16 protein-coding genes are annotated in these 14886 nt (G+C 73.1%); 6 read left to right on the top strand and 10 right to left on the bottom strand.

The genetic code is table 11. From position 1 onward, the window contains the following. Nucleotides 1–262 precede the first annotated feature (262 nt). The 9 genes from rlmC to EDF24_RS04035 form a co-directional block, all read right to left on the bottom strand. The gene (rlmC, locus tag EDF24_RS04075) at nucleotides 263–1414 is read right to left on the bottom strand and encodes a 23S rRNA (uracil(747)-C(5))-methyltransferase RlmC (protein ID WP_123701181.1); all 1152 of its coding nucleotides are present in this window, start codon (nucleotides 1412–1414) and stop codon (nucleotides 263–265) included. A gap of 7 nt (nucleotides 1415–1421) precedes the next feature. Next, on the bottom strand, nucleotides 1422–2549 hold the full coding sequence (locus EDF24_RS04070) for a glycosyltransferase (RefSeq protein WP_123701180.1): 1128 nt from the start codon (nucleotides 2547–2549) through the stop codon (nucleotides 1422–1424). A 65-nt stretch (nucleotides 2550–2614) separates the two neighbouring features. Continuing rightward, on the bottom strand, nucleotides 2615–3532 hold the full coding sequence (locus EDF24_RS04065; RefSeq protein ID WP_185021547.1) for an SMP-30/gluconolactonase/LRE family protein: 918 nt from the start codon (nucleotides 3530–3532) through the stop codon (nucleotides 2615–2617). Between the two features lie 13 nt (nucleotides 3533–3545). Continuing rightward, nucleotides 3546–4367, bottom strand: coding sequence for an aldo/keto reductase (locus EDF24_RS04060; RefSeq protein ID WP_123655336.1), 822 nt, complete (start codon nucleotides 4365–4367; stop codon nucleotides 3546–3548). Between the two features lie 21 nt (nucleotides 4368–4388). After that, nucleotides 4389–5507, bottom strand: a complete 1119-nt coding sequence (locus tag EDF24_RS04055) for a sorbosone dehydrogenase family protein (RefSeq protein WP_123701179.1) — start codon at nucleotides 5505–5507, stop codon at nucleotides 4389–4391. 87 nt (nucleotides 5508–5594) lie between these two features. After that, a complete protein-coding gene (locus EDF24_RS04050; protein WP_123701178.1) occupies nucleotides 5595–6644 on the bottom strand; it encodes a HAMP domain-containing sensor histidine kinase in 1050 nt (349 codons plus the stop codon). Further along, complete coding sequence (locus EDF24_RS04045; protein WP_123701177.1) at nucleotides 6641–7306, bottom strand: response regulator transcription factor; 666 nt, start codon at nucleotides 7304–7306, stop codon at nucleotides 6641–6643. The genes EDF24_RS04050 and EDF24_RS04045 overlap by 4 nt, the downstream gene beginning before the upstream one ends. Before the next feature lie 74 nt (nucleotides 7307–7380). Next, nucleotides 7381–8037: a FadR/GntR family transcriptional regulator gene (locus tag EDF24_RS04040; protein WP_123655332.1), complete on the bottom strand. Its 657-nt coding sequence runs from the start codon at nucleotides 8035–8037 to the stop codon at nucleotides 7381–7383. Beyond that, on the bottom strand, nucleotides 8034–8780 hold the full coding sequence (locus tag EDF24_RS04035; protein WP_123701176.1) for an SDR family oxidoreductase: 747 nt from the start codon (nucleotides 8778–8780) through the stop codon (nucleotides 8034–8036). Before EDF24_RS04035 ends, EDF24_RS04040 begins: the two co-directional genes overlap by 4 nt. Before the next feature lie 55 nt (nucleotides 8781–8835). On the opposite strand from EDF24_RS04035, the gene EDF24_RS04030 reads away from it, so the two are divergent. Beyond that, entirely contained in the window at nucleotides 8836–9585 is a 750-nt protein-coding gene (locus EDF24_RS04030) for an SDR family NAD(P)-dependent oxidoreductase (protein ID WP_123701175.1), read from the top strand. Between the two features lie 84 nt (nucleotides 9586–9669). Here EDF24_RS04030 and EDF24_RS04025 read toward each other — a convergent pair whose 3' ends face one another. Further along, nucleotides 9670–10083, bottom strand: coding sequence for a MarR family winged helix-turn-helix transcriptional regulator (locus EDF24_RS04025; RefSeq protein WP_123701174.1), 414 nt, complete (start codon nucleotides 10081–10083; stop codon nucleotides 9670–9672). 72 nt (nucleotides 10084–10155) lie between these two features. Between EDF24_RS04025 and EDF24_RS04020 the strand changes: the two genes are divergently transcribed. From EDF24_RS04020 to EDF24_RS04000, 5 genes are all read left to right on the top strand, one after another. Beyond that, complete coding sequence (locus EDF24_RS04020) at nucleotides 10156–11091, top strand: zinc-binding alcohol dehydrogenase family protein (protein ID WP_123701173.1); 936 nt, start codon at nucleotides 10156–10158, stop codon at nucleotides 11089–11091. A gap of 120 nt (nucleotides 11092–11211) precedes the next feature. Then, a complete protein-coding gene (locus tag EDF24_RS04015) occupies nucleotides 11212–12300 on the top strand; it encodes an efflux RND transporter periplasmic adaptor subunit (protein WP_148070784.1) in 1089 nt (362 codons plus the stop codon). Further along, nucleotides 12297–12983 carry an ABC transporter ATP-binding protein gene (locus EDF24_RS04010; protein ID WP_123655326.1) on the top strand — a complete coding sequence of 229 codons (687 nt, stop codon included), beginning with the start codon at nucleotides 12297–12299 and terminating at the stop codon, nucleotides 12981–12983. Before EDF24_RS04015 ends, EDF24_RS04010 begins: the two co-directional genes overlap by 4 nt. After that, nucleotides 12980–14203, top strand: coding sequence for an ABC transporter permease (locus tag EDF24_RS04005; protein ID WP_123701171.1), 1224 nt, complete (start codon nucleotides 12980–12982; stop codon nucleotides 14201–14203). Before EDF24_RS04010 ends, EDF24_RS04005 begins: the two co-directional genes overlap by 4 nt. Before the next feature lie 58 nt (nucleotides 14204–14261). Beyond that, on the top strand, nucleotides 14262–14774 hold the full coding sequence (locus tag EDF24_RS04000) for a hypothetical protein (protein ID WP_123701170.1): 513 nt from the start codon (nucleotides 14262–14264) through the stop codon (nucleotides 14772–14774). The last annotated feature ends 112 nt before the right edge of the window (nucleotides 14775–14886 follow it).

The following is a 14886-nucleotide window of genomic DNA, read 5'->3' as shown; positions in this document are numbered from 1 at the left end:
CCGTTCGGCGGACCACTGCCCACCCCGACCGATCGCGGTCTGTTGAGGTGTCGCCGGGGGCAGTGGTTCGCGCCGGCGTCACGGTCGGCCACCATAGGAAACTCCGCGTCGTTATCAAACTGAGACCAAGGGTTCTACCCATCAGTGCTATGTACCCCGCGAGGAAACCTGTACGGGACGATCGCCATGCACATGGCGATCGGGCGTACCCGGGTACGCGAACATCCGAATCCCCTGGCAACCGCGGCCGCAGGGCTCCGGATCAGACCCGGGAGAGCAGCGTGACGGCCTCGAGGTGCCCGGTCTGCGGGAACATGTCGAGCACCCGCGCGCGGCGGAGTCGGAGCGACGGCATCCGGGCGAGGTCCTTCGCGAGGGTCACCGGGTTGCAGCTGGAGTAGACGACGTGCTGGACGTCGGACGCCTCGAGCCAATCGGCGAGCGTCGCCCCGATCCCGCGCCGGGGCGGGTTCACCACGACGAGCTCCGGCGTCTGGTCCGGACGGGAGCGCAGCGCGTGCTCGGTCGCGTCGTCGGCGGCGAACCGGACGTCGACGAGCCCCGCCTCACGCGCGGACTGCTTCGCGGAGCGGATCGCCTCGACGCTGGTCTCGATGCCGGTGACGGCGCGGCCGGGTCGGGCGGCGTGGAGCGCGAATCCACCGACGCCGCAGTACAGGTCCCACATCGAAGCCGGAGCCACCTCGTCGATCCAGTCCGCGGCCTGCGCGTAGAGCTGTGTGGCGACGTGCGTGTTCGTCTGGAAGAAGCTCTGCGGGCGGAGGTGCATCGTCACCGGCCCGAGCCGCATCGGCAGCGTCTCCTGCTCGGTGAGCACGACCTCCCGGACGCCCTCGGTGACGGCCTTGTGCTCCGGCAGCAGGTTCGCGGTGACGACCACGAGCTCCGGCAGGGCGAGCAGCAGGTCGCCGAGGCGCGATCGGAGCCGGGCCAGCTGCCCCTCGGACCGGAGCACGAAGCGGACCATGAGCGCGCCGTCGGGAGACTCCGTCACGAGCACGAACTTCAGTTCGCCCCGGCGGGTCGCGACGTCGTACGGGATGAGGCCGGCCGACGAGACGAAGTCCGCCAGGACCGGCAGCGCCGCGCGGATGCCGGGCGTGCAGATGCCGCAGTGCCGGATGTCGACCCCACGCTGGCGGTGGTCGAGGATCCCGATCGTGGGGTGCTCGACCGATCCGCCGACGACCATCTTCGCCCGGTTGCGGTAGCCGGACTCGGGGCTGGTGATCGCCGGGAGGAACTCGACGGAACCCGGTCCCCCGGCAGCCTCGACCGCGTCGTGCAGGAGCTCGCGCGTGCGGAGTTCCTTGTCGAGGACCTGATCAGCGTACGGCTGCCCCATGAGCGTGCACGAGCGGCACACCCCGCGGTCGAAGTAGTCGCACTGCATGGCCGAGTCAGGATACGGCAGCGCGCTCCCGCACGATGACCCCCGCGAGCGCCTGCTCGTACCCGTCGCACACGCCGTCCCACGTGTACGCGGTCCGCGCCCGGCGGAGCACGGCGGCACCGCGCAGCTGCTGCTCTTCGGGGTCGTCGAGCACCGCGAGGACCGCGTCCGCGATGGCGTCCGGCTGCGGTTCGACGAAGACGGCGCCGTCGTCCCCGAGGACCTCGCGGTTGTAGACGGTGTCCCTGGCGACCGTCGGCGCGCCGCAGTGCATCGCCTGGACGAGCGCCGGGTTCGTGCCGCCGACGCTGTGGCCGTGGAAGTACGCGCCGGCGTGCTGCCAGAGCGCGAAGAGCCGCGCGTCGTCCGCCACGTGCCCGAGCCACCGGACGTCGCGGTTCCGCGCGGCGAGCGATCGGGCCGCGTCGTCCAGGCCGCCGCCGTACCCGCTGGACCCGACGATGACGACGGGGTGGTGCCGGGCGATGCGCTCGGCGGCCTCGAGGAACTCCGCCACGGTGTTCTCCGGGACGAACCGGGCGACCACCAGGGCGAAGGGCCGCCCGGTGAGGTCGGTGTCGTCCTCGTGCAGGGGCAGGGCGCGGCTCTCGGTCCCGCCGTAGGGGATCATCACGCCGGTCCGGTCGAACTCACGGCGCCAGTAGGCGCCGATCGCGTCGGCGTCGAACACGAGCCGGTCCGCGAACCGAGCGGTCATCCGGGCTCCGGCCTTGAAGACGAAGCGGGCGAGGCGCCCCCACTTCGCGCGCTCCCACTCGATGCCGTCGACGTTCACGACGGTGGGGATGCCAGCGAGTGCCAGCAGGGGGAGCCAGAAGCCGTTCGCGCAGTTCATGACGAGCGCGACGTCCGGGCGCCGGCGGATGGTGTCGAGCACCGCGGTGAGCCCGAACGACAGGGTGCTCAGCGCCTTCGACTCGGTCCCCCGGGTGGTCCGCCGGACGACCCGGGGATCGAGCGCCGGGTCGTCCGTCCGTTCCTGCCCGGGGCGGCCGTACACGGTGACGCCCCACCCCGACTCTGCGAGGTGGGGCGCGATGTGGCGCACGGCCGTCTCGAAGCCGCCGTAGTAGGAGGGGTAGCCCCGGGTTCCGATGATCGCGACATGGGGCATGACGTCTCCGCTCGTGGTGGGTGTACATGTATTTTACATTGCACATACCATGAACGGAAGGGCTGTCAGATCCGGGCGGCCGTCCGGATCCGGTAGATCGACGTCGTCGCGGCGATGAACAGCGTCGTGCCGTCGTCGCCACCGAAGCAGAGGTTCGCGACGACCTCCGGCACGGGGACCTCGCCGATCCGCCGACCGTCGGGGGCGAACACGACGACCCCGTGGTGCGAGGACGACCAGACGTTGCCGTCGAGGTCCACCCGGATGCCGTCGGGTGCCCCCTCGCCCGGTTCGAGCGTCGCGAAGACCCGCCCGTTCTTCACCCGGACCGCGGCCGCGACGCCGCCGTCCCCGGCACCGCGCGCGCCGCCGCCACCGACGCCGTCCACGGACACGTCGTACGCCCGGATCACCGGCCGCTCCGACGACGAACTCGCGACGTAGAGCACCCGCCCGGTCGGGTCGAACGCCAACCCGTTCGGCTCGTCGGCATCGACCACGACGGGGCGCAGGTCGGAGCCGTCCGGGCCGCAACGGAACACCCAGTGGTCGCCGTACTCCCGCACACCGGGGTGCCCCTCGCGCGGCTGCGTGATGCCGTAGGCCGGATCGGTGAACCACACGCTGCCGTCCCGCGCGACCACGACGTCGTTCGGAGAGTTCAGCCGCACCCCGTTCCACCCGTCCGCGATGACCGTGACGACACCGTCCCGGTCCCGCTCGACGCGACGGTTCCCGTGCGAGCACTGCACGACGGACCCGTCGGCGTCGAGGGTCCGGCCGTTGGTGAACTCCACCCCGTCGGCGTACGTCGTGGTGGCACCCGAGGAGGCGTCCCACTGCAGGATCCGGTCGCCGGGGATGTCGGACCAGCGGAGCGTCCGGGTGGCGGGGATCCAGCACGGCCCCTCCGCCCAGGTGCTGCCGGTCGCGATGCGCTCGAGCGCGGACGGGTCCGGGACGAGGTCGGTGATCGACGTCATGCGCGCCCGCCGCTCAGTCGGTCGTGTCCTGCAGGCCGTCGAGCGTCGCGACGTCCTCGGGCGCGAGCACGAAGTCGACGTCGGCGTTCTCGGCGATCCGCGACGGGGTCGTCGACTTCGGCAGCGGGAGCACGTCCTTCTCGAGCAGGTACCGGATCGCGACCTGCGCCACGGTCTTGTCGTACTTCGCCGCGATCTCGCCGATGGCCGCGTTCGACAGGAGTCCACCGGTGGCGAGCGGCGAGTAGCCCTCGACGAGGATGTCCTGCTCCGCGCAGAACGCCGTCGTGTCGTCCTGGGTGTTGCCGATGAACCAGCGGATCTGGTCGGCGTGCGGCACGACGTCGGTGTTCGCGAGGAGGTGCTCGAGATCGGCGACGACGAAGTTCGAGACCCCGATGGACCGGGTCTTGCCGGCGTCGTACAGCTCCTCGAAGACCTTCCAGACCTCGACGTTGCCGTCGCGGTGGTCGCTGCCCATGTCGCTCCACGGCCACGGTGCGTGGATCAGGTAGAGGTCGACGACCCCGAGGTCGAGGGCCGCGGTGGACGCCGCGAAGGCCTCGCGCGCGCCGGACGCCGTCTTGATCTCGGCGGGGAGCTTCGTGGTGATGAACACCTCGTCACGCGGCACACCGCTGTCGCGGACCGCCTCGCCGACGCTGGCTTCGTTGCCGTAGGCCGCCGCCGTGTCGATGTGCCGGTAGCCGGCGTCGAGTGCGGCCCGGGTGGCGTCGTACGCCTCGGACCCCGGCGGGATCTGCCAGGTGCCGAAGCCGATCTGGGGGATGTGGAGTCCGTTGGACAGGACGAAGGTGTCTGTGAGAGCAGGCATGGACCGGACAGTACGCGCGCCTCACCCGGTGAGACCGACGGACAGGATCCGGTCGTCGCCGGCGCCGGGGGTGCCGCGGCCGTCGGTGTTGTTCGTGACGAACCAGAGGGTGCCGTCTGGTCCCGCGAGCACGGTGCGGAGCCGCCCGTACTCCCCGGAGAACCACTCGCGCGAGTCGGACGGGTCGGCGGCGGGCACCGACCGGAGCACCTCACCGCGGAGGTTCGCGATGAACACGGTGTCGTCGACGACGGCGAGGCCCGACGGGCTCGCGGCGTCGGTCGACCACTGCCGCACCGGGTCGACGAACCCCTGGCTCGTGCCGCCGGCGCCCTCCACCTCGGGCCACCCGTAGTCCTTCCCCGGTTCGATGACGTTGAGCTCGTCCCAGGTGTCCTCACCGAACTCGGACGCGAACATCGTGCCGTCGGACGCCCACCCGAGTCCCTGCACGTTGCGGTGCCCGTACGACCAGACCGGCGACCCGTCGAAGGGGTTGTCGTCGGGGACGTCGCCCGTCGGGGTCAGGCGGAGGATCTTGCCGGCGAGCGAGGACCGGTCCTGCGCCTCGGACCGGTTCCCGGCGTCCCCCACGGTGACGTAGAGCATGTCGTCCGGCCCGAACGCGATCCGGCCGCCGTCGTGGAAGGTGTTCGCGGGCAGCTCGTCGATGACCGTCGTCGGGTCGCCGAGCGCGAAGGACCCGGCGCTGCCGGTGAGCGGGTAGCGCTGGACACGGTTGCCGTCGTCGGCGGTCGAGTACACGTAGAGCGCGTCGTCGTGCAGCGCGAGGCCGAGGAGCCCGCCCTCCCCGCCGTGCGAGACGCCGTCGATCGACCCGACCGTCCGCGGGGTGCCGTCGTCGCCGAGCTCGAGGACGTCACCGGAGTCCCGGAGGCTCACGAGCGGGGTGCCGTCGTCGGTCAGCACCACCGACCAGGGCGCGTCGAGTCCGGTCGCGACGTCCGTCACGGCGCCGGTGGGGACCACCTCGCCGTCGGCCAGGTCGGTCGGCGTCGGCGGGGCGGTCGCGGCCCGGCGCGTGGGCTCGTCGTCGGCGTCCGAGCCGGCGGTGCAGCCGGAGAGCGTGAGGGCGACGAGCGTGAGGACGACGAGCGGCGATGCGGTTCGGGTACGCATGGCGCGCACCGTACGCGCGCACCCCGCGGGCCAGCCGGACACGACGCGCCCGCCGGTCCGACGCGCCGGCCCCGGTGACACCGCGGCTCAGCGCGGCAAGCGGATCTCGACGACGAGGCCGCCCCCGGGACGCGGCCGCAGGTCGAGCGCGCCACCGTGGACCGCCGCGACGCGTGCGACCAGCGCCAGCCCGAGCCCGTGCCCGCGTTCCGCCCCGGACCGCCCACGGCCCCCACCCCGGAGGAACGGCTCCGCCAGTCGCCCGACACGCTCGGGATCGAGCGTCTCGCCGGGGTTCTCGCAGCGGATCAGGACGTCGGAGGCATCGGCGAGGACGGTCATCGTCGCCGTTCCGGGAGCACCGTGTCGCGCGACGTTGTCGAGCAGGTTCCGGAGCGCCTGCCGGAGGAGCCGTCGGTCGCACTCGAGCACGACGTCGCCGGGGCCGATGTCCACGCCGACCTGCACGCCCGCCTGCTCCAGCGCCGGCAGCACTTCCTCGAGCGCGTCCGCCACGACCGGCCCGAGCGCCTCCGGGCGACGCCGCATCGACACCCGGTTCGCGTCCGAGAGCTCGAGGAGTGCCTCGCAGGTCTCGGTCGCACGGCGGTTGGTGACGGCGATCCGGCGGAGCACCTCGTCGACGTCACGGTGCTCCGGGGATGCCTGCGCCACCTCGGTCACGGTCCGGATCACCGCGAGCGGTGTCCGGAGCTCGTGCGCGGCGTTCGCCGCGAAGCGCTCATGGACCGCCACGGCGTCCTGCAGCCGGTCGAGCATCAGGTCGAACGTCGCGGCGAGCCGGCCGAACTCGTCCGATCGACGGAGGCCCACACGCTGGGAGAGGTCGCCGTCCGCGGCGCTGAGGGCGGCACGTGCGATGCGGTCGAGCGGCCGGAGCAGCGTTCCGGCGAGCACCCACGCGAACACCGCCCCGACGACGGCGAAGAACGCGATCGCCACGGCCGCGCCGGTCACCACCATCCGGATCACCTCGCTCCGCCGCGGGAACTCGCCCCGGTCCACGGCGTAGGCGGGGAAGTCCTGGATGACGAACACGAGCCCGGCGAACGCGGCGAGCGCGGCGAGGGTGAAGACCGTGCAGGCGGTCAGGGTCAGCCGCGTCCTGGTGCTCACGCGTCGACGTCGATCCGGTACCCGACTCCGGCGACGGTCGTGATCGGATCCGGCGCACCGAGCGCCCGTCGCAACGTGGAGACGGTGACCCGCGGAGCGGTTGTGAAGGGGTCGGCGTGCTCGTCCCAGACCTTCTCGAGCATCACCTCGGCGCTGACCAGCTGTCCGCGGGCGCCGAGCAGGAGCTCCAGGACCCCGAACTGCTTCCGGGTGAGGTGGACCGGGTCCCCGGCCCGGACGACCGTGCCGCGCGCCGGGTCGAGTTCGATGTCGGCCGCGCGGAGCACGAGCGGTGCAGCGGCGGCGCTCCGTCGCCCGAGCGCCCGCACGCGGACGACGAGCTCGGCGAACGCGAAGGGCTTCGGGAGGTAGTCGTCGGCACCGAGTTCGAACCCCTCGACGCGGTCGTCGAGCCGGGCGGCAGCGGTGAGCATCACGATCCGGCATCCCCGTCCGGCGGCGACGACGCTCCGGCAGACGTCGTCACCGTGCGTGCCGGGGAGGTCGCGGTCCAGGACGAGCACGTCGTAGTCGTGGACGAGTGCGAGCTCGAGGGCCCGGTCGCCGTCGCCGGCCACGTCGACGGCCCAGCCGTGGCTTCGGAAGCCCGCCGCGACGGCGTCCGCGAGGAACGTCTCGTCCTCGGCGATCAGGATGCGCATGCGGACTCCCCCGGATCGGACAACATGTGAAATGTTAACGGTCCGGTCGTGGGTGGCGCAAGCGGTCCGCCGGTTCAGGTGCGGTCGACGATCTCCCGCATCGCCGCCGCCGCACCCGGAGCATCCCCGCGCGCCACGGCGTCGGCCAGCGCGACGTGCAACGCCATGTCGTGCGGGTCCGGTCCGATGTGCTCGCGCTCGTCGAGCGCGCGCTCGACGACCTGCGCCAGCCGGGCGAAGACCGCGTTCCCGGACAGGTCCAGCAGGCGACGGTGCACCGCTCGGTCGGACTGGAGGCGCGTGGCGGCGTCCGCGCCGTCGGCCGCGAGTCGTCCTGCGGCGGCGACCAGTGCCTCCAGGCCGTCCGGTGGGACCGCGCCGGACGCGACACGGTCCGCTGCCGCGGCTGCTGCTTCCGGCTCGACCGCGCGCCGGAGTGCGCGGAGTTCCGCGAGCACCGCGTCGCGCTCGGACCCGGCGAGGCGCCAGCCGACCACGCGCGGGTCGATCACGTCCCAGTCCTCCCGCGGGCGGACCCGGAGGCCGACGCGACGGCCCGCACTGAGGAGACCGAGCCCGACGAGGACCCGCGTCGCCTCGCGGACGATGCTCCGACTCGCACCCGTGCGGACGACGAAGCCGTCGATGCTGTCGACGTGTCCGGTCGGCAGTGTTCCGGAGACGATCGCCGACCCGAGCTCGTCGAGCACCCGGTCGAAGGTGCTCGTCACCGCTGTGCGACCGGGCTGATCACGAGTTCGTCGACGCGGACGTGCGCGGGGGCGTCGAGCACGAAGCCGATGGTGCGGCCGATGTCCTCCGGGGTGAGCATCACGGCACGCGCCGCCGCGTCGGGGACCTCCGGCCGCTGGTCGAGGAAGTCCGTCGCGACGTCGCCGGGGCAGAGGTGCGTCGCGCGGATCCCGTGCGCCGCCTCCTGCTGGTTGAGGCTCCGGACGACCGAGCCGAGTGCCGTCTTCGATGCCGAGTACGCCACCCCAGCGCCGGGCTGGAACGACCACCCGGCGTACGAGGAGACGACGACCACGACGCCGCCGGACGCCCGGAGCGCGGGGAGTGCCGCGTCGACGACGGCGACGACGGCGGTGAGGTTGGTGTCCACGATCGCGCGGAAGTCCGGCATCGACTGGTCGTCCCACCGGCGTCGCGGCGCGTTCAGGCCGGCGGCGAGGACCAGCCCGTCGAGGCGCCCGTACCGGTCCGCGATCGCCGCGGCCGCGGCGGGGACGGCGTCCGGGTCGGCGGCGTCGAGCGGCAGGACGTCCGCGGTCCCGCCGGCGGACCGGACGTCGGCGGCCACCGCCTCGAGCCGGTCGGCGCGGCGCCCGCTGAGGACCACCGTCCAGCCGCTCGCCGCCGCGGTGCGCGCCGCTGCTGCGCCCATGCCGCTGCCGCCGCCGGTGATCCAGAGGACCCGCTGTGCCGGCTCGGCCTGTTCCGCATCGTTCGTCATGCTGATTAGTATGCCTATTGAGGCCGGCGACGTCCGCCGGTCGAAGGGAGCGACGATGCACCTCGACCTCAGCGACCGCGTGGTCGTCGTCACCGGAGCCGGCCGCGGGATCGGCAGCGTGCTCGCCACCCGGTTCCGCGCCGAGGGAGCACGGGTCGTCGCCCTCGACCTCGCCTTCGACGGACCGGACTCCCCCGACCACGTCGTCTGCAACGTCGCCGACCCGGCGTCGGTGCGCGCGGCGGTGGACGTCGTCGTCGAACGACACGGGACCATCGACGTCCTGGTGAACAACGCCGGCATCAACGTCGACGGCCTCGTCGCCGACCTGCAGTGGGACGCGTGGCAGCGGTGCATGGACGTGAACCTCGGCGGGACCTTCCTGATGAGCCAGGCCGTCGCACCGGTCATGCAGCGGGCCGGCCGTGGCCGGATCATCAACGCGGCGTCCTTCGCGGCGATCGTGCCGAGCGTCGGGAGCGCCGCGTACGCCGCGTCGAAGGCCGCGGTCGTGGCGCTCACCCGGGTGCTGGCCTCGGAGCTCGGGCCGTGGGACATCACGGTGAACGCGTACGCGCCGGGGATGGTGCCGACGGCGATGAACGGCTTCGCGACGATGCCCGCCGAGGCGCAGGACCGGCTCCTCGACACGCTGTCACTCCGGCGGTGGGAGACCCCGGACGACGTCGCCGACCTGCTGGTGTTCCTGGCGAGTGACGCGTCGTCGTACATCACGGGGACGCTGCTCGACGTGTCCGGCGGCAAGCTCGCCACGCAGATCCCGTCGCGGGCGCACGGTCGGTAGCGGCTCGCGGGGCCGACGGCGCCGGCGCCGGCGCCGGCGCGGCCGCTGCGCTGGCGCTGGCGCTGGCGCTGGCGCTGGCGCTGATCAGCGCAGCATCCGCTCCAGGAGCTCGCGGAGTCGTCGGCGGTCGGCCGCGGGGAGCCGCTCGGTGAGGGGCAGGAGGGCGTCGCGCATCGCCGACTCCAGCGCGAGCGCGACCTCGTGCCCACGGTCGGTGAGCACCACGTCCACCGCGCGGGCGTCGTCCGGGTTCGGTTCCCGCGCGAGCAGGCCCTTCTGCGACGCCCTGGCCACGAGCCCGGTCATCGTCGACTTCTCGAGGCCGAGGTACTCCGCCAGGTCCCCGATGCGGAGCCGCCGGTCCCGCAGGATCGCGAGCACCCGGAGCTGCGTCAGCGACAGGCCGGCGTCCGCCGCCAGGTCGGTCAGCGCGCCCATCGTCGTGAACGCCGCGTGCCCGAGGGCGTCGACGAGGCGGTCCTGCTCGCTGGTGTCCATGCACGCAGCCTACTTGACGATGTTCGTGATGCGAACTACTTTGATTCGTAACACGAACCAAAGGAGCACATCATGCACGCATCCGTCGTCACCCGCTTCGACACCGCTCCGACCTGGGCGGAGTTCCCCGAGCCGACCCCGACCCCCGACGAGGTCCTCGTCGAGGTCGTCGCCGCCGGCCTGCACCCCCGCGTCCGCTCGCAGGCGTCCGGCTCCCACTACACGAGCGAGGGCGCACTGCCCCTCGTGCCCGGCGTCGACGGCGTCGGCCGGTTCCCGGACGGCACGCTCCGGTACTTCGCCGTGCAGTCCGACACCCGCGGCTCGATGGCCGAGCGCGTCGCCGTCGACCCTCGTGCCAGCGTCGTCCTGCCGGACGGCGCGGACCCGGTGTCCATCGCGGCCGGCGTCAACCCGGTGATGTCCTCCTGGGTCGCGCTCCGCCGCCGGATCGACTTCCCGGACGGTGCCCGCGTCCTGGTGCTCGGCGCCACCGGCGCCTCGGGTCGTGCGGCGGTCCAGGTCGCGAAGCACCTCGGAGCCTCGCACGTCGTGGCGAGCGGCCGGAACGCAGACCGTCTCGCAGCGCTGCCGGCCATCGGCGCGGACGTCGTCGTGCCGCTCGACGACGTCGACGGCCTCGCCACAGCGGCGTCCGACGTCGACGTCGTCATCGACTACGTCTGGGGCGCACCCGCGGCGGCGGCGATGGCGGCCATCGTCACGGCACGGCGGGAGCGCGGGATCCGGCTCGACTGGATCGCGATCGGCTCCACCGCCGGTCCGGAGGCCCCGATCCCGTCCGCCGCGCTCCGTGCGTCCGGCCTGACCATCGTCGGGAGCGGGCAGGGTTCCGTCGGCACGGGCGCGTTCGTCGCGGAGCTCCCCGGCATCGTGGCGGCGATCACGGACGGCACGATCGCCGTGGACGCGGCCGCCGTGCCGATGCGCGACGTCGAGGCGGCCTGGTCGGCCGCAGGCGACGGCCGCACGGCGCTGGTGCGCTGAGCGGCCGGTCCGGTACCGCACGGATCCGGGGTCCAGCGACACCACACACGGACGCAACGCCCTCCACCGTTGACTGTCCTCTCGGAACGGCACCTCGCCGTCCGGGAGGAGACGACACCGATGGACGAGCACACGCCCACCGGTCCGGCACGAGCACACCGACGCGGCCGCACCATGATCATCTGCACCGCCGTCGCGGTGACACTCGGGCTCGCCGGCGCCGGAGCGGTCCTGGCCGTCACACCCGGCGGCGATGCCGACGCCGCGACCGGGCCGAAGCCCACCACCGCCGTCGTCGAGCGGAAGAGCGTCGACCGCACGGTCACCTCGCGGGGCACCCTCGGCTACGACTCCCGCGGCCCGGTCACTGCACAGCGCGGAGGGACGGTCACCGCGCCGCCCGTCCCCGGGACGGTGCTCACCCCCGGGGCGACCCTGCTCCGCATCGACGACCGCCCGGTCACCGTGTTCCGCGGGGCGCTGCCGTCCTGGCGTCCCTTCGCGGCCGGGATGGCGAAGGGTCCGGACGTGCGGCAGCTCGAACAGGCGCTCCGCGACGCCGGGTTCGACCCGGGCTTCGTCGACGAGGAGTTCACCGCGGTGACCGGTGCCGCCGTCGAGCGCTGGCAGAAGTCGCTCGGGGCCCCGCAGAGCGGGACGATCGCGCTCGGGGACGTGCTCTTCATGCCGGACGACCTCCGTGTCGGTTCCACCACGCTCACCGCCGGGGCGACGATCGCCGCGGGTGACGAGGTCGCGACGCTCGCCACCGGCACCCGCGCGGTCGCCGCGACGATCACCCCGGAACAACGGTCGTCCGTGCACGCCGGCGGCACGGCCACCGTGACGCTGCCCGACGGCAAGGCGGTCCCCGCGAAGATCCGGAGCGTCGGCCAGCCCGAGCAGCCCGAGGAGGACGAGACCGGTTCGCCGCGGGTGCCGATCACCCTGGCGCTCGACGACGACGCCGCTGCCGGTGACGCCTCCGACGTGGACGTCCGGGTGGACATCGCCACCCCCGGGATCCGCGATGCCCTCGTCGTCCCGGTCGAGGCCGTCCTGGCGACGGGGCACGACACGTACGGCGTCCAGGTGCTGACCGGCACCACCGTCCGCACGAAGACCGTCGAACTCGGGGAGAGTGCGGCCGGTTCGGTCGCCGTCACGAAGGGCCTGCGCGCCGGCGAACGCGTGGTGGTCCCCCGATGACCGCCGCGATCATCCGGCTGGAGCACGTGCGGAAGCACTACGGGTCCCCACCCGTCACCGCGATCGACGACGTGTCGCTCCGGGTCGACGAGGGCGAGCTCGTCGCGATCGTCGGGCCGTCCGGCTCGGGCAAGTCGAGCCTGCTCAACGTCGTCGGCACGCTCGACCGGGCCGACGAGGGGCTGGTCGAGATCGCCGGGCACGACATCGCGCGCCTGGACGACGGTGCGCTCTCGGCGCTCCGTTCCGGGAGCATCGGGTTCGTCTTCCAGCAGTTCCACCTGGCCGAGGGCGTCTCCGCGCTCGGCAACGTGGCCGACGGCCTGCTCTACTCGGGCACCCCGCGCCACGAGCGTCACGAACGCGCGCGGGAGATGCTCGAACGTGTCGGCCTCGGGAACCGGACGACCCACAGGCCGAACCAGATGTCCGGCGGTGAGCGGCAACGCGTCGCCATCGCCCGCGCCCTGGTCGCCTCCCCGCCGCTCGTCCTCGCCGACGAACCCACCGGGAACCTCGACCAGCGCTCCGGCGCGTCGATCGTCGACCTCCTCCACGAGCTGAACGCCGACGGGACGGCGATCGTCGTGATCACGCACGACACCGCGCTCGCCGCACAGCTCCCGAGACGCATCGCGATCCGCGACGGCGCCGTCGTCGCCGATGAGCGGAGCGCAGCATGAGCCGCCGGTCCGCCGTGGCACGTCGGCTCTCCGCGACCGCCGCCGGACTCACGCCGTCGCGGCTCCGCCGATCCGACTCGGTCCTGCTCGGCGTCGCCGGTCTGCGTGCACGCCCTGGCCGCCTGGTGCTCTCCGCGCTGGGGATCGCCATCGGCATCGCCGCCATGATCGCCGTCGTCGGCATCTCGACCTCGAGCCGCGCCGCCCTCGACGCCGAACTCGACCGACTGGGCACGAACCTGCTGCGCGCCGTCCCCGACGCGCAGGCGAGGACGGCCGTCCAGCTGCCGGAGGACTCGGCGGCGCGGATCGACCGTCTCCCCGGTGTCGAACGCGCCGCCGGGTACGCGGACCTGCACACGAAGCTCTACCGCAGCGCGCTGATCGACCGCGCCGAGACGGGAGCGCTGACCGTCGGCACCGCGGACGACGCACTCGCCCCGCTCCTGAACGCCTCGGTCGCCGCCGGACGATGGCACGACCGCGCGTCCGACGGGCTCGGCACGGTCGTGCTCGGCTCGCTCGCCGCGGAACGCCTCGGCATCACGGGGCCCGGTGCGCAGGTCCTGGCCGGGGACACCCCGGTGACGGTCATCGGTGTGCTCGGCCCGCTCCCGCTGGCACCGGACCTCGACACGAGCGCCTTCGTGGACCGGACGACCGCGCGGACGATCGGGTGGGACGGACGACCCACGATCCTGTTCGAACGATCGACCGACGAGACCGTCGCAGCACTCCGGGACCAGGTCGCCGGCACTCTGCTGCCCGGCTCCCCCGGCGACGTGGCCATCTCCCGCCCGTCCGACGCGCTCGCCGCCCGCGACGCCGCGGACAGTGCGTTCTCCGGGATGCTCGTCGGCCTGAGCGGCGTCGCGCTGCTCGTCGGCGGGATCGGCGTCGCGAACACGATGGTCATCGCGGTGCTCGAACGGCGCCGGGAGATCGGACTGCGCCGCGCGCTCGGTGCGACACGACGGCACGTCCGGACGCAGTTCGTCGTCGAGGCGCTGCTGCTCTCGTTCGCCGGCGGCGTGCTCGGCGTCGGGATCGGCTCGGGCGTCGTCGCGGCCGTCGCGGCGGGCAACGGGTGGGCGTTCGTCGTCCCGTGGAGCGCGTTCGCGATCGGCCTCGCCTCCACCCTCGCGATCGGTGCACTCGCCGGCGCCTACCCCGCGATGCGCGCAGCCCGGACACCCCCGACGGTGGCGCTCGCGTCCTGACCCGCGACCGCGCGGACACACCACCCAACGACCCCGTACACAGATCGAAGGAACCACCATGCGCTCCATCCGGACCTCCACCATCGCCACGGCAGCCGGGCTGCTGCTCACCGCCGTGGCACTCACCGGCTGCTCTGCGGCCGGGCCCGCCCCGACCGAGAAGTCGTCGGCGTCGAGCGGCACCGACGACCAGCAGCGCTCCAAGTGGTTCGCCGACGTCGACAAGTGCTTCTCGGACGCGGGCTTCGACCCGGACGACGAGAGCCTGCAGCAGCCCGGTGCGCCCCAGGCGGCGAAGGACGCCTGGACGAAGTGCTCGGAGGACGCGGGCGAGATGCCCGGCGTGCTCGACGAGAACGACCCGGCGGTGAAGGCGGCGTCCGCTGCGATGGGCGCTGCGCTCGACAAGTGCTTCCGCTCCCTCGGCTACACCGTGCCGCCCAGCGACGTCCCGGGGTCGCAGATGCCGGAGGGCATCACGGACGACGAGTTCAACACGTGCTCGGAGAAGAGCTCGGACGTGTTCGACGACACGCTCCGCAAGAACGGCATCGATCGGAAGAAGGACTGACACGACGACTCCCGATCGGGAGCACAGTGATGGGGAGAGCCTGCCACCGCGACAGTAAGCTGTCCGGTCGTTCAGGTTCTCCCCATCCGGCTCTCGGTAGCCTGTGAGCCAC

The organism is Curtobacterium sp. PhB130, assembly GCF_003755165.1.
Classification (GTDB): Bacteria; Actinomycetota; Actinomycetes; order Actinomycetales; family Microbacteriaceae; genus Curtobacterium.
This window is presented reverse-complemented; position numbering and strand designations above follow the sequence as displayed.